19 protein-coding genes and 1 pseudogene are annotated in these 18,325 nt (G+C 71.4%); 12 read left to right on the top strand and 8 right to left on the bottom strand.

Going from position 1 to position 18,325, the window contains the following annotated elements; all coding sequences use genetic code 11:
• Positions 1 to 30: 30 nt before the first annotated feature.
• The gene (locus AB0927_RS04395) at positions 31 to 873 is read right to left on the bottom strand and encodes a PPK2 family polyphosphate kinase (RefSeq protein ID WP_366665990.1); all 843 of its coding nucleotides are present in this window, start codon (positions 871 to 873) and stop codon (positions 31 to 33) included.
• A gap of 260 nt (positions 874 to 1,133) precedes the next feature.
• Here AB0927_RS04395 and AB0927_RS04390 point away from each other — a divergent pair, with 260 nt between their 5' ends.
• Positions 1,134 to 1,397: a hypothetical protein gene (locus AB0927_RS04390; RefSeq protein ID WP_366665989.1), complete on the top strand. Its 264-nt coding sequence runs from the start codon at positions 1,134 to 1,136 to the stop codon at positions 1,395 to 1,397.
• 72 nt (positions 1,398 to 1,469) lie between these two features.
• On the opposite strand, the gene AB0927_RS04385 is transcribed toward AB0927_RS04390, so the two are convergent.
• From AB0927_RS04385 to zapE, 3 genes are all read right to left on the bottom strand, one after another.
• The gene (locus tag AB0927_RS04385; protein ID WP_366665988.1) at positions 1,470 to 2,402 is read right to left on the bottom strand and encodes a slipin family protein; all 933 of its coding nucleotides are present in this window, start codon (positions 2,400 to 2,402) and stop codon (positions 1,470 to 1,472) included.
• Positions 2,403 to 2,532: 130 nt separating this feature from the next.
• Entirely contained in the window at positions 2,533 to 3,111 is a 579-nt protein-coding gene (locus AB0927_RS04380) for a carbonic anhydrase (RefSeq protein ID WP_366665987.1), read from the bottom strand.
• A gap of 117 nt (positions 3,112 to 3,228) precedes the next feature.
• Positions 3,229 to 4,332, bottom strand: coding sequence for a cell division protein ZapE (gene zapE / locus AB0927_RS04375; protein ID WP_366665986.1), 1,104 nt, complete (start codon positions 4,330 to 4,332; stop codon positions 3,229 to 3,231).
• 37 nt (positions 4,333 to 4,369) lie between these two features.
• Between zapE and AB0927_RS04370 the strand changes: the two genes are divergently transcribed.
• The 8 genes from AB0927_RS04370 (at position 4,370) to AB0927_RS04335 (ending at position 11,231) form a co-directional block, all read left to right on the top strand.
• Positions 4,370 to 5,164, top strand: a complete 795-nt coding sequence (locus AB0927_RS04370; RefSeq protein ID WP_366665985.1) for a pyrimidine reductase family protein — start codon at positions 4,370 to 4,372, stop codon at positions 5,162 to 5,164.
• A 131-nt stretch (positions 5,165 to 5,295) separates the two neighbouring features.
• Positions 5,296 to 5,769, top strand: a complete 474-nt coding sequence (locus tag AB0927_RS04365; protein ID WP_366665984.1) for an indole-3-glycerol phosphate synthase — start codon at positions 5,296 to 5,298, stop codon at positions 5,767 to 5,769.
• Positions 5,770 to 5,845: 76 nt separating this feature from the next.
• A complete protein-coding gene (gene murC / locus AB0927_RS04360) occupies positions 5,846 to 7,237 on the top strand; it encodes a UDP-N-acetylmuramate--L-alanine ligase (protein WP_366665983.1) in 1,392 nt (463 codons plus the stop codon).
• A 13-nt stretch (positions 7,238 to 7,250) separates the two neighbouring features.
• Positions 7,251 to 7,658, top strand: coding sequence for a peptide-methionine (R)-S-oxide reductase MsrB (gene msrB, locus AB0927_RS04355; protein WP_366665982.1), 408 nt, complete (start codon positions 7,251 to 7,253; stop codon positions 7,656 to 7,658).
• Between the two features lie 126 nt (positions 7,659 to 7,784).
• The gene (locus tag AB0927_RS04350; RefSeq protein WP_366665981.1) at positions 7,785 to 8,897 is read left to right on the top strand and encodes an ABC transporter ATP-binding protein; all 1,113 of its coding nucleotides are present in this window, start codon (positions 7,785 to 7,787) and stop codon (positions 8,895 to 8,897) included.
• Entirely contained in the window at positions 8,894 to 9,547 is a 654-nt protein-coding gene (locus AB0927_RS04345; protein WP_366665980.1) for an ABC transporter permease subunit, read from the top strand. The genes AB0927_RS04350 and AB0927_RS04345 overlap by 4 nt, the downstream gene beginning before the upstream one ends.
• Complete coding sequence (locus AB0927_RS04340; RefSeq protein WP_366665979.1) at positions 9,544 to 10,215, top strand: ABC transporter permease; 672 nt, start codon at positions 9,544 to 9,546, stop codon at positions 10,213 to 10,215. The genes AB0927_RS04345 and AB0927_RS04340 overlap by 4 nt, the downstream gene beginning before the upstream one ends.
• 95 nt (positions 10,216 to 10,310) lie before the next feature.
• Positions 10,311 to 11,231, top strand: a complete 921-nt coding sequence (locus AB0927_RS04335; RefSeq protein WP_366666063.1) for an ABC transporter substrate-binding protein — start codon at positions 10,311 to 10,313, stop codon at positions 11,229 to 11,231.
• Positions 11,232 to 11,340: 109 nt separating this feature from the next.
• Here the strand turns inward: AB0927_RS04335 and AB0927_RS04330 are convergent, their stop codons facing one another.
• Both AB0927_RS04330 and AB0927_RS04325 read right to left on the bottom strand, forming a co-directional pair.
• Complete coding sequence (locus AB0927_RS04330; RefSeq protein ID WP_366665978.1) at positions 11,341 to 11,778, bottom strand: DUF6114 domain-containing protein; 438 nt, start codon at positions 11,776 to 11,778, stop codon at positions 11,341 to 11,343.
• A gap of 5 nt (positions 11,779 to 11,783) precedes the next feature.
• A complete protein-coding gene (locus AB0927_RS04325) occupies positions 11,784 to 12,479 on the bottom strand; it encodes a DUF6230 family protein (RefSeq protein ID WP_366666062.1) in 696 nt (231 codons plus the stop codon).
• A gap of 745 nt (positions 12,480 to 13,224) precedes the next feature.
• Between AB0927_RS04325 and AB0927_RS04320 the strand changes: the two genes are divergently transcribed.
• The 3 genes from AB0927_RS04320 (at position 13,225) to AB0927_RS04310 (ending at position 16,142) form a co-directional block, all read left to right on the top strand.
• Positions 13,225 to 13,875, top strand: coding sequence for a Tat pathway signal sequence domain protein (locus tag AB0927_RS04320; RefSeq protein ID WP_366665977.1), 651 nt, complete (start codon positions 13,225 to 13,227; stop codon positions 13,873 to 13,875).
• Between the two features lie 403 nt (positions 13,876 to 14,278).
• A complete protein-coding gene (locus AB0927_RS04315) occupies positions 14,279 to 14,923 on the top strand; it encodes a ScbR family autoregulator-binding transcription factor (protein ID WP_366665976.1) in 645 nt (214 codons plus the stop codon).
• A gap of 22 nt (positions 14,924 to 14,945) precedes the next feature.
• A complete protein-coding gene (locus AB0927_RS04310) occupies positions 14,946 to 16,142 on the top strand; it encodes a damage-control phosphatase ARMT1 family protein (protein WP_366665975.1) in 1,197 nt (398 codons plus the stop codon).
• Here AB0927_RS04310 and AB0927_RS04305 read toward each other — a convergent pair.
• Together AB0927_RS04305 and AB0927_RS04300 are read right to left on the bottom strand one after the other, a co-directional pair.
• Positions 16,114 to 17,376 carry a cytochrome P450 gene (locus AB0927_RS04305; RefSeq protein WP_366665974.1) on the bottom strand — a complete coding sequence of 421 codons (1,263 nt, stop codon included), beginning with the start codon at positions 17,374 to 17,376 and terminating at the stop codon, positions 16,114 to 16,116. The genes AB0927_RS04310 and AB0927_RS04305 overlap by 29 nt on opposite strands.
• Positions 17,373 to 18,219 (bottom strand): annotated as a pseudogene (locus AB0927_RS04300) (alpha/beta fold hydrolase). Before AB0927_RS04300 ends, AB0927_RS04305 begins: the two are co-directional and overlap by 4 nt.
• Between the last annotated feature and the right edge of the window lie 106 nt (positions 18,220 to 18,325).

Raw genomic sequence — 18,325 nt, 5'->3', positions numbered from 1 at the left:
GCCCGCCGGGTACCCCCGGCCGGGGCCGGCTCACGTCTCCTTCAGCAGCCGCTCCCGGCACTCGGCCAGATCGAGGCGGGACCGCGGGTAGCGGGGGTCCAGTTCCCGCAGGTGTTCGAGGAGCAGGCGGCCGACGGCCCAGTTCCGGTACCACTTGTGGTCGGCGGGGATCAGGTACCAGGGCGGGGTGGCGCAGCGTTCGAGGGCCAGCTCGTACGCCTCCTGGTAGGCGGGCCACAGGGCGCGTTCGTCGATGTCGGAGGGGGCGAACTTCCAGCGCTTGTCCGGGCGGTCGAGGCGGCGCAGCAGCCGGCGGCGCTGCTCCTCGTAGGACAGGTGGAGAAAGCACTTGACCAGGGTCACGCCGTCCTCGGCGAGGGCGCGCTCGAAATCGTTGATCCGGCCGTAGCGGCTGCCGATCGCGGCGGGCGGGACCAGGTGCCGGACGCGGGCGACCAGGACGTCCTCGTAGTGCGAGCGGTCGAAGATGCCGATCTCGCCCGGCTCGGGCAGCGCCCGCCGCACCCGCCAGAGGAAATCGTGCCGGAGCTCCTCGGCGGTCGGTGCCTTGAAGGCGTGGATACGGCAGCCCGAGGGGTTGAGGTGGCCGATCACGTGCTTGACCGTGCCGCCCTTGCCGCTGGTGTCCATGCCCTGGAGCACCAGCAGCACCCGGCGCCGGTCGCCCGCGGTGCCCGCCGCCCACAGCCGCTCCTGGAGTCCGGCCAGCTCCTCGCCCATGCGGTCGGCGTCGGCGAGCGAGGTGTTCTTGCCGCCGGGGGCGGCGGGGGTGGCACTCGCGTCGTGCGCGGTCAGGTCGACGGGTTCGCCCGGGGGCAGGCGCAGCACCTGCCGCAGGTCTTTCTTCGCCACGGGTGTCCCTTCGTCGATCATGTAATGTGCCCTGTACTCAGGTACGGATTAACTGTCAATTCGGACACATCCATGCCCTCTTGTGTCCGATCCTTGTTTGACCAAAGCTATTTGCATCCGGCGGGAAGCCGCGGGATGACCTCAAATCGGAAATGCTCATCGCCGTAATGCGTTACGAGTACTGAGGTATATGAGTCGCCGGCCGGGGCTTTCGGAAAAACTCTCCGGTCTTCTGGAGCGAGCGCTGCGGCTCGTGGATCGTGACGCGCTACGCGGACTGCCACGACGTGCTCAGCGACGTGGACGGATTCGCCAGCGACTGGCGCAGGGCAACTGGGGCGCCGGGGCGGCTCTGGTACGCGGACTTCGACCGTCCGCACTACGCGCAGAACCTCGGTACCGAGCGCCGGATCCACCTGGTGGTCGACTGCATGCCCACCCCGGAACTCGTGGCGCTCTTCCCCGAGGAGTTCAAGAACCGGCTGCCGTGGTCCGAGGTGCTGTCCGCCCGCACCGCGGTCTGACCAGACGGTGGTTCGCGGCGCCGTGACCGGAGCGAAGGCCCCGGTCACGGCGCCGCGTCGTCGGCCTCGCCCTCACTCCGGGCCCAGTGTCCCGTCGAGCTTCCGGTCCGGTGTTCTGCCGAGATCCTGGTGCGTCGCTCCGCCGAGATCGTGGCTCGTCGTCCCGTCGCCGTTCGGCGTGATCTCCCGGGGGCCCTGCTCACGGCGCGGCGCCGACCCGGAGGCCTCGCCGTCCGGTGCGGTCTCCCGGTTGCCCCGCTCCAGGAAGTGCAGCAGCTCCACCGGGATCGGCAGCACCAGCGTGGAGTTCTTCTCGGCCGAGACCGCCATCACCGTCTGCAACAGGCGCAACTGGAGCGCGGCCGGGGTGCCGGACATCTGCTGGGCGGCCTCGGCGAGCTTCTTGGAGGCCTGCAACTCGGCGTCGGCGTTGATGATCCGGGCCCGGCGCTCCCGGTCCGCCTCGGCCTGGCGGGCCATGGACCGCTTCATCGTGTCGGGCAGCGAGACGTCCTTGATCTCGACCCGGTCGACCTGGATGCCCCAGCCCACGGCCGGACTGTCGATCATCAGCTCCAGGCCCTGGTTGAGCTTCTCGCGGTTGGAGAGCAGATCGTCCAGATCGCTCTTGCCGATGATCGACCGCAGCGAGGTCTGCGCCATCTGCGAGACGGCGAACTTGTAGTCCTCGACCTTTATCAGCGCGCTCGTCGCGTCGACCACCCGGAAGTAGACGACCGCGTCCACCCGCACGGTGACGTTGTCGCGGGTGATGCCCTCCTGGGCGGGGATCGGCAGCGTGACGATCTGCATGTTGACCTTCGCCAGCCGGTCCACGAAGGGAATGATCAGCGTGAAGCCCGGCGGCCGTACCTCATCGGCGACCCGGCCGAGCCGGAACAGCACCCCGCGTTCGTACTGCTTGACCACGCGGGCCGCCATCCCCGTGTACACCAGGGCGACGCAGACCAGCGCGACGATCGCCCCCACCAGCTCCGGGACCATGGCGACCTCCTCACAGAGAGGCCCGTTTCATCTGTCGATGCAACGATATGCCACTTTTGGCCCAACCCGGAGATGCCCGAACCCGGAGGTGCCCGAACCCGGTGGGACTCGGACTCGGAGGGACTCGGACTCAGAGGGACTCGAAGCAGTCGGTCTCCGGCCGGTGGGTCCGCACCGCGCCGGTGTGCACCTCGTAGTACCACCCGTGCAGCCCCAGCCGGCCCTGTTCGAGGCCCCGCCGCACGCACGGGTACGAGCGCAGCCGCAGCAACTGCGTGAGCACATGGCACTGCACGGCCTCGGCGACCTCCGGGTCCTCGGGCGCCCCGGACGGGCGCGGGGCGGCGTGCGCCAGCCAGTCGCGCACGGCGGGTACGGCGGTCAGGTCGTCGCCGCGCACGAGCGCGCCGACCGCGCCGCAGTGCGAGTGGCCGCAGACCACGATGTCGCGGACGCCGAGCACCTCCACGGCGTACTCGATGGTGGCCGCCTCGCTGGTGGGGTGGGCGGAGGTGTGCGGCGGGACGATGTTGCCCGCCGTGCGCAGCTCGAACAGCTCGCCGGGGCGGGCGCCGGTGATCAGGGCGGGGACGACGCGGGAGTCGGAGCAGGTGATGAACAGGACCTGCGGAGACTGGCCGTCGGCGAGCCGGGCGAAGTCCTCGGGGCGGTGTCCGAACTTCCGGGCGTTGTCGATGAGGGGCTGCATGGAGTCCACGCCTCTCGTGCGGGCCAAGCATTGGTCAACAGGAGGTCAAGAAAGACATTAGCGTGGCAAAGCCCCCCATGGGGCGCAATTCACCCGATGGGGGGACGAGTCTCCTGGTCAGGAGCCGACGAGCCCTTTCGCGTCCCGGGCGAGCGCGGTGAGGCGGGAGATCGCGCGGAAGTACTTCTTGCGGTAGCCGCCGTTCAGCATCTCCTCGCTGAACAGCTTGTCGAACGGGAGTCCGGACGCCAGGACCGGGACCTCGCGGTCGTAGAGCCGGTCCGCGAGCACCACCAGGCGCAGCGCCGTCGACTGGTCCGGCACCGGGCGCACGTCGGTGAGGCAGACCGCCGTCAGCCCGTCGGTCAGCGCGCCGTAGCGGCTCGGGTGCACCTTGGCCAGGTGCTCCAGCAGGTGCGGGAAGTCGTCCAGGGAGGCGCCCGCGGTGGCGTACGCCGTCTTGGTCACCTGCTCGTCGCTGAACGGCGCCGGTGCCTCGGGCAGGCCCCGGTGGCGGTAGTCCTCGCCGTCGATGCGCAGGGCGCGGAAGTGGGCGGACAGGCCCTGGATCTCGCGCAGGAAGTCGGCGGCCGCGAACCGGCCCTCGCCCAGCTTGCCGGGGAGCGTGTTGGAGGTGGCGGCGAGCGCCACCCCGGCCTCGACCAGCTTGCCGAGCAGCGTCGAGACGAGCACCGTGTCGCCCGGGTCGTCCAGCTCGAACTCGTCGATGCACAGCAGCCGGTGCTCGGACAGGGTCCGCACGGTCTGCTGGAAACCGAGGGCGCCGACCAGGTTGGTCAGCTCCACGAAGGTGCCGAACGCCTTGCGGGAGGGCTCGGCGGGGGTGGCGTGCCACAGGGAGGCGAGCAGGTGGGTCTTGCCGACGCCGTAGCCGCCGTCGAGGTAGACGCCGCGGGGGCCCGCCGGGGCCTTGGGCGCCTTGGCCCGGCCGAAGCCGAGGAAGCCGCGCCGGCCCGCGCCGGAGGCGTGCGCCCCGCCGAGTCCGGCCGCGAAGCCCTCCAGGACCGTGACGGCCTCGCTCTGGCTGGGCTGGTTCGGGTCCGGTATGTACGTCGAGAAGCGGACCGAGTCGAAGCGCGGCGGCGGCACCATCTCGGCGACCAGCCGGTCCGCGGGGACGTGCGGCTCGCGCTGGCAGAGGGAGGAGGGGCCCGCGTCGGTCAGGGCGCTGGATCCGGGGGCGGTGGTGGAGGACGACACGGTTACCCATGCTAAGCGCCGTGTCAGACTGCACGACATGCGACGCCTGTTCCCTGTGACCGACGAAACACCAGCCCAGGCCTCCGGCGGGAGCGGTGGCGCCGCCGTGGCCGCCGACCACGAGTGGAGCCTGGCGGAGCTGGCCGCCGCCTACGCCTACCCGGCGGGCCGGCCCTGGCTGCGCGCCAACATGGTGTCCTCCCTGGACGGCGCCGCCCAGCACGACGGCCACTCCCAGCCCATCTCCAGCGCCACCGACATGCGGATCTTCGGCACCTTGCGGGCGCTCGCGGACGTCGTGGTCGTCGGCGCGGAAACGGTACGGCAGGAGGGGTACCGGCCGGCCCGCGCGCGGGCGGAGTTCGCCGCGGCGCGCAAGGCCGCCGGGCAGGAACCCGCCCCGGCCATCGCGGTCGTCACCGCGAGCCTGGACCTGGACTTCTCGCTTCCCCTGTTCACCTCGCCCCACGTGCCCACGCTGATCCTGACCGGGGCCGCGGCCGCGCCCGAGCGGGTCGCCGCCGCCGGGAAGGCGGGCGCCCGGGTGATCGTCGCCGGGGAGGGGACGGGCGTCGACCCCGACCGCGCGGTACGCGCCCTCGCCGGGCTCGGCCACACCCGGCTGCTCACCGAGGGCGGCCCCCGGCTGCTCGGCCAGTTGATCGCCGCCGAGGTGCTGGACGAGCTGTGCCTGACCCTCTCGCCGACGCTCACCGCGGGGGATGCCCAGCGCATCGCCGGGGGGCCGCCGGTCGCCGTGCCGCGCCGGTTCGAACTCGTGTCCCTCCTGGAAGAGGACGGATTTCTGTTCGGCCGTTACCGCCGGCCCTGAAAATCGGCGGAATCTGCCGTTCCGTTTAGGCTTCGGCGGGCACACTTAGACCCGCAGTACCCGTGCGGGCACGGGGAAGGATGGTTTCCGCAGGGGCCTTGCCGTGGCCCCCGGAGGAGAAGAGGCGTTTGGTGTTCACAAGCGTTCTGATGATCGAGAAGGCACTGACGTCCGCGGACGTCGAGTTCGTCACCACGTTGCACGGCGACGAGCCGGTGACCTTCCATGTGCTCCTCCAGCCGCGCGGCGACCAGGCGGACCGCCTGCTGCGGGCCATCGACGACATCGCGCTCGGCGAGCTGGACGAGGCGGTGCGCGAGCACGAGACGCCGGAGGGGGAGGACGCGCGGAGCGTCGGGCGGCAGGCCCTGGACGTGTCCGTCACCGCCCTGCGGGCCTCGGGCAGCGCGGCGGACGGGCGGCTGGTCGAGGACCACCCGCTGGAGGCGCTGAAGGCGATGGTGGCGGAGGTGGGCGCGGACGAGGTGATCGTGCTCACCGACCCGCACTACGTGGAGGAGTTCTTCCACCGGGACTGGGCTTCGCGGGCCCGGCACAAGGTGGGCGTGCCGGTCCTGAAGCTGTTCTCCCACAGCAAGGCGTAGGGCCTTCACCGAAGGCGGGGCCCGAGCGCATAGGCTGGGACCCGTTCGAGCTCGTACCGTCTCTGGGGAGAAACGCATGGCACCCGGCCTTCCTGCCGCCATGGACCGACCGCACTTCATCGGCATCGGCGGCGCCGGGATGTCGGGGATCGCGAAGATCCTCGCCCAGCGCGGGGCCGAGGTGGCCGGCAGCGACGCCAAGGACTCGGCGACCGCGCGGGCGCTGCGGGAGCTCGGGGTCACCGTGCACCTCGGGCACGCGGCCGAGCACCTCGCGGACGACGCCGACTGCGTCGTCGTGTCCTCGGCGATCCGTGAGGACAACCCGGAGCTGGCGCGCGCCGCCGAGCTGGGCATCCCGGTCGTGCACCGCTCGGACGCGCTGGCCGCGCTGATGGCGGGACTGCGCCCGATCGCCGTGGCCGGCACCCACGGCAAGACGACGACCACCTCGATGCTGGCCGTCTCGCTCGGCGAGCTGGGCCTGAAGCCGTCGTACGCCATCGGCGGCGACCTGGACGCGCCCGGTTCCAACGCCCTGCACGGCGAGGGCGACATCTTCGTCGCCGAGGCGGATGAATCGGACCGCAGCTTCCACAAGTACGCCCCCGAGGTCGCCATCGTCCTCAACGTCGAGCTGGACCACCACGCCAACTACGCCTCGATGGACGAGATCTACGAGTCCTTCGAGACCTTCGCGGGGAAGATCGTGCCCGGCGGCACCCTGGTGATCTCCGCCGACCACGAGGGCGCGCGCGAGCTGACCCGGCGCCTCGCGGGGTCCGTCAGGACGGTGACGTACGGCGAGGCCGCGGACGCCGACGTCCGGGTCACCGCCATCGTGCCGCAGGGGTTGAAGAGCCTGGTCACCGTGGTGCTCGACGGCAAGGAGCTGACCTTCGCGGTCTCCGTGCCCGGCCGGCACTACGCCCTCAACGCCGTCGCCGCGCTCACCGCCGGGGCCGCGCTCGGCATCCCGGCCGCCGAGCTGGCGCCCGCGCTCGCCGCGTACACCGGGGTCAAGCGGCGCCTGCAGCTCAAGGGCGAGGCCGCCGGGGTGCAGGTGATCGACTCCTACGCCCACCACCCCACCGAGACGACCGCCGACCTGGAGGCCATGCGGGCCGCCGTCGGGGACGCCCGGATCCTCGTCGTCTTCCAGCCGCACCTGTTCTCCCGCACCCAGGAGCTGGGCAAGGAGATGGGCCAGGCCCTGGCCCTCGCCGACGCCTCGGTGGTCCTGGACATCTACCCGGCCCGCGAGGACCCGATCCCGGGCGTGACCAGCGAGCTGATCATCGAGGCCGCGCGGGCCGCGGGCGCCGAGGTCACCGCGGTGCACGACAAGGCCGCGATCCCGGACGTGATCGCGGGAATGGCCGGGCCCGGTGATCTCGTTCTCACCATGGGCGCGGGCGATGTGACCGACCTGGGCCCGCTGATCCTGGACCGCCTGTCGCAGCAGTAAGGGGCCGAGACCCATGTCGTACGACGTCGAGAAGCCGGACGAGCAATGGCGCGCGGAGCTGAGCCCGAAGGAGTACGCGGTGCTGCGCCAGGCCGCGACCGAGCCGGCCTTCACCGGTGAGTACACGGACACCACGGCCAAGGGCGTCTACTCCTGCCGCGCCTGCGGGGCCGAACTGTTCACCTCCGACACCAAGTTCGCCTCCCACTGCGGCTGGCCGTCCTTCTACGACCCGAAGGACACCGACGCCGTGGAGCTGATCGAGGACCGCTCCCACGGGATGGTCCGCACCGAGGTGCGCTGCGCCCGCTGCGGCTCGCACCTCGGGCATGTCTTCGCGGGGGAGGGGTATCCGACCCCCACCGACCAGCGCTACTGCATCAACTCGGTCTCGCTGCGACTGGCGCCCGAGGAGAGCTGACACACCTGGTTCGCGCCGGGAACACCGGGCCGTTGCCGTCTAGACTCACGCGGCAACGGCCCGCGCGTCGTGCACCGGGGCCGCGGGCGGGTGGACAGTTGTCAAACCCGAAGGGTGTTCGGCGTTTTGATACGGATAGATGCAGTCACGAAGCGGTACGACGACGGCACGGTCGCGGTCGACCGGCTGTCGCTGGACATACCGGACCGCGCGATCACCGTCCTCGTCGGGCCCTCCGGCTGCGGCAAGACGACGACCCTGCGGATGATCAACCGGATGGTGGAGCCCACCGCGGGCAGCATCCTCCTGGACGGCGCGGACATCCGGCAGCAGCCGGTCAACTCCCTGCGGCGCTCGATGGGTTACGTCATCCAGAACGCCGGTCTCTTCCAGCACCGCACCATCCTCGACAACATCGCCACCGTGCCCCGGCTGCTCGGCTGGAGCAAGCAGAAGGCGCGCGGCCGGGCCGCGGAGCTGATGGCGCGGGTCGGCCTCGACGCCTCGCTCGCCAAGCGCTATCCGTACCAGCTCTCCGGCGGCCAGCAGCAGCGCGTCGGCGTGGCCCGCGCGCTCGCCGCCGATCCGCCGGTGCTGCTGATGGACGAACCGTTCTCCGCCGTCGACCCCGTGGTCCGCAAGGGACTCCAGGACGAACTGCTCAGGATCCAGGCGGAGCTGGGCAAGACCATCGTCTTCGTCACGCATGACATCGACGAGGCGATCAAGCTCGGCAGCATGGTCGCCGTGCTGCGCGAGGGCGGCCGCCTCGCCCAGTTCGCCCCGCCCGCCGAGCTGCTCAGCGCGCCCGCCGACGCCTTCGTGGAGGACTTCCTCGGCGCGGACCGGGGGATCCGCCGGCTGTCCTTCTTCCCGTCCGACACACTGGAGCTGGAGACCGCGCCGCTCGTCCCGCTCGACGCGGACGCCGAACGGCTCGCCGCCGGGTCCGGCGCCCCCTACCTCCTGGTCACCGACGCCGACGGCAGACCGCTCGGCTGGGCCGAACCCGGCCGGCCCCTCGACGCAGCTCGACTCATCGACCACGGGCGGCCGTTCCGGCCCGGCACCGACTCGCTGCGCACCGCACTCGACGGGGCCGTGCTGTCGCCGACCGGATGGGCCGTCGCGGTGGACGGCGAGGGGCGCGCGGTGGGTGTCGTGTCGCAGCAGGTCATCGGGGAGGCGATCCGCGCGGCCCATGGCCGGGCGGGCGCCGATGTGAAGGCCGCCCGATGAACGGCTTCTTCGATCTGCCGAGCGACCTCCAGTACAGCTACCTCGGCCTCGTCGGGCTGCATCTGCGCGAGGCGCTGATCCCGGTGCTGGCCGGGCTGGTCATCGCGCTGCCCCTCGCCCAGCTCTGCGCCAGGTTCCGCTGGGTCTACCCGCCCGTGCTCGGTCTCACCACCGTGCTCTACTCCATCCCCTCGCTCGCCTTCTTCGTCGTCCTCATCGACTACTTCGGGCAGAGCGAGACCACGGTGATGATCCCGCTCGCGGTCTACAGCCTGGTGGTGCTGGTCCCCGGCATCGTGGACGGCGTCCGCTCCGTGCCGCGGGAGACGCTGGCCGCCGCCGAGGCGATGGGCTTCGGCCCGCTGCGCCGCTATCTCCAGGTCCAACTCCCCATCGCCGCACCGGCCATCATCGGCGGGCTGCGGGTGGCGGTGGTCTCCAGCCTCTCGCTGGTCAGCGTCGGCATGCTCATCGGCAACCAGGGCGCCCTGGGCAACATGCTCTACGACGCCAACGCCTACCACCGGCCGGCCCTGGCCCTCAACTCGGTCCTGACCACAGCGGTGCTGGCGATCATCGGCGACGCCCTGCTGGTCCTCGCGCGCCGCCTGCTGACCCCCTGGATGCCGAGGAAGGGCGCCACCCGGTGAACGTACTGCACCTCATCCACTCCTTCTTCGGCGACGGCGCCCACTGGCACGGCTACGACGGCATACCGGCCCGGCTCGCCGAGCACGTCACCTACTCACTGGAGGCGCTGCTGCTCGCCGCCGTGATCGGGCTGCCCGTCGGCCTGGTCACCGGGCACTACGGCCGGGGCGGCAACGCGCTCGCGCTGCTCGCCACCGCCGGGCGGGCGCTGCCCAGCTTCGGGCTGCTGGTGCTGATGGTCCTCTGGATGGGGCTGGGCCTGGTGCCGGTGATGATCCCGCTGGTGGTGCTCGCCGTGCCGCCGATCCTGGTCACCACCTACGAGGCGGTGCGCACCGTCGACCCGGCCCCGGTGGACGCCGCCCGGGGGATGGGGATGTCCGAGGCCCGGGTGCTGTTCCGGGTCGAGGTGCCGGTCGCGCTGCCGCTGATCCTCTCCGGGCTGCGCACGGCGGCCGTGCAGATCATCTCCACCGCCACCATCGCGGCGTACGTCGGTCTCGGCGGGCTCGGCCCGTACATCATCGGCGGCCTCGCCCAGCGCGACTACGAGAAGGTGGTGGGCGGCGCCGCGCTCGTCGCCGGGCTCGCCCTGGCGACCCTCCTCGTGTTCTGGGCGGCCTCCCGGCTCACGGTGTCACGGGGAGTGCGCGGACGCGCCGGTTGACGCGAGTGCCGGCCGCGCCGCTCTTCATCAAGAATGCATTACGAGAGCGGGACGTGCGGTTGACTCGACGTCAAGCCCCTGGATTGGATCAGGTGGTGACTTCAACAACCCATATCAGCAGGTCCATACGGAGGAACCGGGGCGCGGCGGCGGTGGTCGCGCTCGCGATGGCGACGGCCCTGCTGGCGGGCTGTTCCTCCAAGTCCGACGGCGTGGTCGTCGGCTCCAACAACTTCCCCGAGAGCAACCTGCTCGCCGACATCTACGGCGAGGCGCTGAAGGCCAAGGGGATCGACGTCACGTACAAGCCGAACATCGGCAGCCGGGAGACCACCTACGGCCTCCTGAAGAACGGCTCCGTCGCCGTCCTGCCCGAGTACAACGGCGCGCTGCTGGCCTACCTCGATCCCAAGGCGACGCCGAAGAGCGCCGAGGAGACCACGGCGGCCATCAAGACCAAGCTCGACCCCAAGCTGACGCTGCTGGACGCCTCGTCGGCGCAGGACAAGGACTCGCTGGCGGTCAACGCCGCCACCGCGCTGAAGTACCACCTCACCGCGCGGTCCACCGCCGCCGACCTGAAGGGGGCCGCGAAGGACCTGGTGATCGGGGGCTCGCCGGAGTTCCAGACCCGGCAGCAGGGCCTGGTGGGCCTGAAGTCCGTCTACGGCCTGGAATTCAAGTCCTTCAAGGCCCTGGACGCGGGCGGCACGCTCACCCAGACGGCGCTGAAGAAGAACGACGTCCAGGTCGCCGACATCTTCAGCACCGACCCGACCATCGCCAAGGAGAAGTTCGTCGTCCTCCAGGACCCCGAGAACCTCTTCGGCTTCCAGAACGTCCAGCCCGTCGTCTCCAAGGCCGCGCTCCCCAAGAAGGGCATCGCCGCCCTCAACGCCGTGTCCGCCAAGCTCGACACCGCGACCCTGCTGGACCTGGACGCCCAGGTGCAGCTCCAGCACAAGGACCCGCTGGACGTCGCGAAGGCGTGGCTGAAGTCGGCGGGGCTCGACTGAGGTCTCCGTGACGCGACGGGCCGGGCCACGCGCCGACGCCCCTCGGCACCCACCGGCGGCTTCCACGTGACCGCGGAAACCGCCGGTGGGGCCGGAGAGTTCCGGGACGTCAGACCGCGGTCGTCTCGGCCTCCTTGGCGAGGGCCCGTGCCCGGCGGCGCTTGCGGCGGCTCAGGCGCGGCTCCTGGTCAGGCAGCCAGCCGAAGGCGAGGCAGCTACCGACGACGCCGAGCAGCAGGCCGATGAAGAAGCCGCCCAGGTTGGATGTGACCCAGGTGCCCAGCGCCAGCAGCACCCCGGTGATGGAGTAGAAGAGCCGCTGGGCGGGGTTGAAGAGGATCAGCAGGCCGAGCAGCGTCATCAGGCCCGGCAGCAGATAGCCGGCGAGCCCCTGCATGCCGATGTGCATGACGACCTTCAGCGACGCCTTCTCGGACAGCAGGATCTCGCCGCCGCCCAGGGCGAGCAGCAGCCCGCCCCAGAACGGCCGGCGGGACCGCCACGCCCGGAAGCTGCGCCGGGGACTCTCTCCCGCGGTTTCCGGCACGGCGCTCAGCAACCCGAGTCGCTGAAGCGGAGCTTGAGACCGGGCAGCTTGAACACCCCAGCCGTCGTCGCGTAGTTGGTCTGCCGCAGGTTGTCGATGTGCACGCTGTCGGCCTGCTGGCTGAAGACGCCCTTCGGGCCCTTCGCGTTGGCCTTGTCCAGCGTGCTCGCGTCGTTGCCGATCTCGATGTTCTTGAACGCCGCGTCACCCGACATCTCGGTGGAGTCGGTCGTCAGGTCGGAAGCGCTGACCTTCTTCGCACCGCTGCCCGCGGTGATCAGCAGGTTGGTGCCGCCGAGGTCGACGCTCTGGCACAGCTTGGTGAGCGTGGCCTTCTTGATCGCCGAGGTGACGATGAGGACCTGGCCGCCGGTGTCACCGGCGTTGGGGCTGTCCTCCGCCATGTTGTCCAGGCCGCCGTACTGCTCGAAGCCGGTGCCGTCCAGCTCGGTCGCGGTGACCGTGAAGGGCATGCCGGAGATGGCGAACTGCACGCCCAGCGCGCCCTGCGCGGTGAAGACCGCGAGGCCGGCCGCGACGAGGGTGGCGGGCACCGCCATGATCGCGGCGCGACGGGCCCGGACACGGCCCCGTCTCCCGGCCGCGGGGGTCGCCGTGCTGGTCGGTATTTCCGAGGGAGAACCGCTTCCGGGGTTCTCGGGGCTGTTGCCGGTGGACGAGACGTCCGGGGACGAGGCCATGTCTGCTCCCATGGGCATGGATCGTTGCGTGGTTGGGCTTCAGTGGCGCGATGTCCTGGCGCGGACAGCGGCCGCCGCGGACGCCTCCTCGCACTCCCGGCGGGCACAAGGGCTTTCTCGTTACGCGGCGGTAGCCTTTCGAGGAAGTTACCGCCGGTTACTTTTTGGGGTCAAGGGAGATGTGAAAAAAGGGTGTCGGTGGTGCGTGCGGGCCGTCCGGAGCCCCCAACTCCCTGCCGAAGTCGCTAAGTTGATCAGTTCAACGGGTTGACGGCGTTGGTTGACGGGGCTACAAATTCTCCAGATTCCACGGATCCGTGGCGCAGGATCCCTTGAGCGGTGGCGGTCGTGTCCCCCAGGGACGTCGGCCGCGTTCCCGGCCCTCTCGCGGCAACCGCTCCATCGCATGGCGATCGTCTCGAACGCGGGCCGCTGGGCACACCGGCCCTTTCGGGCGATGGCCGCTTCGAACGGTGATCTTCCCGCACTGCGCGTGAGCACGGCACGGACAGCTCCCCCACGGGTCCGTACCGGCGCCCCCATGTTCGTCCGGCCCGGCCGATTCCCCCCGGGTACCGGCCGGTGTCCGGCCTGCCGTCGCCGCCGGTCCGTCGCGTAAGGAGAAGGCGTGACGGGCCCGCGGCGGCGGCGACATCCGCACCAACAGCACCGCCGTGCACCATCAGCACCACCCGCACCGCTGCGCACCGCCCCCGTTCCCCCACTTCAGCAGAGAGGCACCCGCATGCGTACGCGTACCCTCATCACCCTGGCCGGCGCCGCCACGGCCACCGCGCTCGCCCTCGTGTCGGCCGGTCCCGCCTCCGCGGCCGGCTCGGTCCTCACCACGGGCAGCGCCGGCGGCACCGCCGTCGCGGTCGGCGACACGCTCACCGCGCCCCTGGCGAGCGGCACCTCGGCCACCCTCTACTCCAGCGCGACCGGCACCAGCGGCGTGAAGTGCAGCACCTCCCAGTTCACGGCCAAGGTCACCGGCAACCCGACCGCGCCCGGCACCGCCACCGAGTCCCTCACCGGGCACACCTTCAGCAACTGCACCAGCAACGTGACCGGTGTGCTCGGCGTCAACAGCATCACCATCGACAACCTGCCCTACACGGCGACGGTCTCCTCCAGCGGCACCCTCAACGTCACGCCCCCGAGCGGCTCCGTCATCCAGTCCACGGTCAAGCTGAGCACCCTGCTGGGCAGCGTCACCTGTGTCTACCAGGGCTCGGGTCTGACCGGGACGGCGTCCAACGCCGACAACAGCATCAACTTCACCAACCAGCAGTTCAACAAGGTCTCCGGGTCCTCGCTCTGCTTCTCCACCGCCTACTTCAGCGCCAAGTACGCGCCGGTGACGGACGGCGGAGCGGCGGTCTTCGTCAACTGATCGTCAACTGATCTATGTGGACGGCCACTTCGCGCCGTCGTGAGTGCAGCGCCCAGGCGGCGTCGTCCCGGTGCACACCAGCACCGCGGCGGCGCCGCCCTGCTGTGTTTCACGGGACGCGGTGACGGCTGTACTTCCTTGCATCAACGGTCAGTTGACGTTTTTCGGCCCTCCGGTGAGACGCCGTTGAGGAGCCGGCCGCCCGCCTCGTATCGTGGCGATCATGGGTGCGGCATGCGCCGTCGAGCGCCCGTTCGGCGCCGGGATGCCGGAGCGGGTGACACGTGTCCCGCAAACGGGTAGCAATCCGGACTCCTGTTGTCATTCCGTGAGTTATCGTATGCAAGGGGTTAAAAACAAACCGCATGTCCCGTTCGTTCGTCTTGCGAGGAGGGGTCACAGGATGGCGAGGCAGTTACGCGCCGAACAGACCCGGGCCACGATCATCACGGCCGCCGCCGATCTGTTCGACCAACACGGCTACGAGTCCACCAGTCTCAGCGACATCGTCGCACACGCGAAGGTCACCAAGGGCGCTCTCTACTTCCACTTCGCCGCCAAGGAGGATCTGGCGCACGCGATCCTGGAGCTGGAGGCCCGTGCGGCCCGCCGCCTGGTGGCCGACATGGAGGGCCGTGGCTACTCCTCGCTGGAGGGCCTGATGCGCACCACCTTCGGGGTCACCCGGCTCGCCGTGGACGACCCGGTGCCGCGCGCCGGACTCCGCCTCGCCACCGCCGACGTCACCGTGCGGCCGCCGCTGCGGCACCCCTACACCGAGTGGCTGGAGTTCGCCGCCCGCAAGTTCTCCGGGGCCGTGCGCGAGGCCGATGTGCACGGGGACCTCGACATCTCCGCCGCCGCCCACTCGCTCGTCTGTTTCTTCTTCGGCACCCGGGTCGCCGGCCGGTTCGAACCGGCGGGACGCCTGCCGCGCAGGGTCGCCGAGATGTGGCACCTGATGATCCGCGGCCTCGTCCCGGTGCACCGGCGCCCCCGCTACGTCACGCTCGCCACGCAACTGGAGCGGGAGATCAGAACCGCGTGAGGCGCGCGGTACGGTGACGGACATGCCCGAAACCCCGTTCGCACCCGTGATCCTCGGCAACGAACCCGGCTCGTTCCCCCACAGCGTGCTGGCCGAGCGGCACCCGGCGATCATCCGGCAGGTGCGGGACGCCTTCCCGTACGGACCCGGGCAGCACCGGGCGCTGGACGAGCTGCTGGAGAGCTGCGCCGAGGGGACCGTCGCACCCCTGCCCGCCGACGCCCCGGACCGGGCGGCGTGGCATGAGTGGGGCCTGGCCGAGTACGCCGGGCGGTCCTGGTTCGACCTCCCGTGGCTGTGGTCGGAAAGCTATTTCTACCGCCGACTTCTCGAAGTCGTCGGCTACTTCGCCCCGGGGCCCTGGCGGGGCATCGACCCCTTCCGGCCCGTCAAGCGCGCGGAGCTGGACGCGCCCGAGACCGGCCGGGAACTCGCCGCCCTCGACGGCCTGCGGGATCTGCCGGAACCGGAGCGCGGGGAAGCCCTGTTGCACGGCTCGCTGTGGGGAAACCGCGCCGACCTGGGCTTCCGGCTGTCCGCCGCGGGCGCCGAGGCCCGTGAACCGGTGCCCGCGCTGGTCGCCGACGACAGCGAGCCGCTGTGGTCGCTGCTGCCGCCCGGGGGCGCCGCCACGCTCGTCCTGGTCGCGGACAACGCCGGCCGCGAACTCGTCCCCGACCTGCTGCTGATCGCCCACCTGCTCGCCGGGGGCCGGATCGCGCGGGCGGTCCTGCACGTGAAGCCGTACCCGTACTACGTCTCGGACGCCACCATGGCCGATGTGCTCGACGCCCTGGAGCTGTTGCGTACGGCGCCGGGCGCGGCCGGTGAGCACGGGCGGCTGCTGCGGTCCGCCATGGCCGACGGCCGGCTCGCGGTGCGCGCCCACCCCTTCTCCTGCGCCCCGCTGCCGTACGAGCGGATGCCCGAGGAGCTGCGCGCCGAGTTCGCCGGCGCCACCCTCACCCTCTTCAAGGGCGACCTCAACTACCGCCGTCTGGTGGGTGATCGGCGGTGGCCGCCGACCACGCCCTTCGCGGCGGCGACCGCGTACTTCCCCGGCCCGGTGGCCGCGCTGCGCACCCTGAAGTCGGAGGTGATCACCGGGCTGACCGCCGCCACCGAGGCGCGTCTGGTGGCGGCGGCCGACCAGCGCTGGCGCACCGACGGCACGCACGCGCTGATCCAGGTCAGCCGGCCCGCACCGGCAGCGACTTGATCCCGTTGATGAAGTTCGACACCAGCCGCTCGGCCGGCCCCGCGAGCCGCAGTCCGGGCAGGGCGCGCGGCACCTCCTCGTACAGCAGCCGCAGTTGCAGACGGGCGAAGTGGGCGCCCAGGCACACGTGCGGGCCGTCGCCGAAGGAGACGTGCGGGTTGGGGGAGCGGGCGAGGTCCAGCCGGTCGGGGTCGGCGAAGACCCGCTCGTCGCGGTTGGCGGCGGCGTGGAAGACCACCACCTTGTCGCCCGCCGGGATGCGCCGGCCCGCCAGCTCGGTGTCGCGCGCGGCGGTGCGCCGGAAGGTCAGCACCGGCGGATGCCAGCGCAGCAACTCCTCGACCGCCGGGCCCAGTTCCGCCTTGCCGGTACGCAGCAGGTCGTACGACGCCGGGTGTCCGGCCAGGGCCAGCAGTCCGCCGGGGGCCGCGCTGCGGACGGTGTCGTTGCCCGCGACGGTGAGCAGGAAGAAGAACATCTCCAGCTCGGGCGCGGAGAGTTCGTCCTCGTGGGCGAGGGCCGTCATGACGTCGTCGCCGGGGTGCCGTCGTTTGTGCGCGGCCAGTTGGTGGGCGTAGTCGAACATGTCCCGCAGCATCGCCGGGGAGCGCGGATTCAGCGGCTTGCCCGACTCGTCCAGCACCGGGGGACCGGCCTCGTCCGGGTCCTGGTAGCCGATCACCCTCTGTGTCCAGCGCAGGAGCAGCCCGCGGTCCTGTTCCGGGACGCCCAGCAGGTCGGTGAGGTTGAGGAGGGCGTACTCGTCGGTGACGGCCGCCACCAGGTCGAGGGTGCCGTCGCCCCGCGCGGCCCGCTCCAGCGCCGCCGCGAGCAGCGTCCGCGCCCGCTCCCGGGCGACCGCCGCGAACCGCTCGATCCGCCCCGGCGTGAACGCCCGGCTGACCAGCCGCCGCAACCGTCCGTGCCCGGGCGGATCCTGGTTGAGCATCATGCGCCGGATGAACGGCAGATCCTCCGGGTCGGGATCCCGGATCTGCGTCGCGCCGAGGTGCGACGAGTACGACGCCGAGTCCTTCAGCACCCGTACGACGTCCGCGTGCCGGGTCACCGCCCAGAACCCGGGCCCGGCCGGCCACCCCAGCACCTCGGGCTCCTCCTGCCAGGCCACGGGATGTTCGTCGCGCAGGACGCGGTAGGCGTCGTACGGCACCCCCGTGGCGTACCGGCGCGGGTCGAAGACGTCCGGCACCGGACCGGCGGCCCGTGTGCTCACGCCGCCCCGCCCCCGTCCGCCCCGGCCGCCCCGTCCTCCGTCCCGTCCGCGCGCAGGAAGTCCTCCACCACCCGGATCAGCTCCAGCGGCGTCTCGTCCATCGCGTAGTGCCCGGCCCCGGCCAGGGTGACGAGCTGCCCGTGCGGGTACCAGGACAGCCAGGTCGCCCGCATCAGCGCGGGCGACAGCGCCGGGTCCAGCTCGCCCGCCACGGCCAGCGCGGGCACCTCGCGGCCGGCCACCTCGGCCTGGAAGTCCTCGCCCGCCCACGAGTCCAGCCAGGCGCGGAACGCCTTCGCGTCGCTGCGCCGGAGCGAGCGCGCGACCATCCGGTCCAGCCAGACGGCCGGTCGGCGGCCGCCGGTGGTGAAGTCGATGATCGCGCGCCGGTTGGCCGGCTTGTGCGCCGCGTCCGTGAACAGCGCGCCCTGCTCACCCGAAAGCGGCAGGCCCGCGGCGGGCACCGGGGAGACGCCGACGACGCGGCGCAGCCGCTCCGGGGCGAGCGCGAGCAGCCTCCCCCACTGCCTTAAAGGCGTGGGAGGTGCCCCCACGGCCACCACGCCGCCCATGGAGTGCCCGATCACCGAGAACCGCGGCCAGCCGAGCCGGTCGGCCAGCGCCACCAGATCCACGGCCGCCTGCGCCGTCGTATACGGTCCCGAGGCGTCCGAGGCCTCACCGTAGCCGCGCAGGTCCACCGGCACATAGGTGAACCGAGGCGCGGTCCAGGTCCGGCAGGACGGGCGCGAAGGCGGACCGGTCGGCGAACCATCCGTGCACGGCGAACACCCGGTGGGCGCTGTCGCCGTGCACCTCATGGGGCAGCACGAAGGAGTTCATGCGCCTACCGTGGCCCCGGTGTCCGAGCAGGGCAAGAGCACGGACGGGGCATACATCGGGGCCTGTTCACGCGATGGTGTGATCATGTCCCCTGCGGTGGATGGGC

Source organism: Streptomyces sp. NPDC048106, assembly GCF_040706415.1.
Lineage (GTDB): Bacteria > Actinomycetota > Actinomycetes > Streptomycetales > Streptomycetaceae > Streptomyces.
This window is presented reverse-complemented; position numbering and strand designations above follow the sequence as displayed.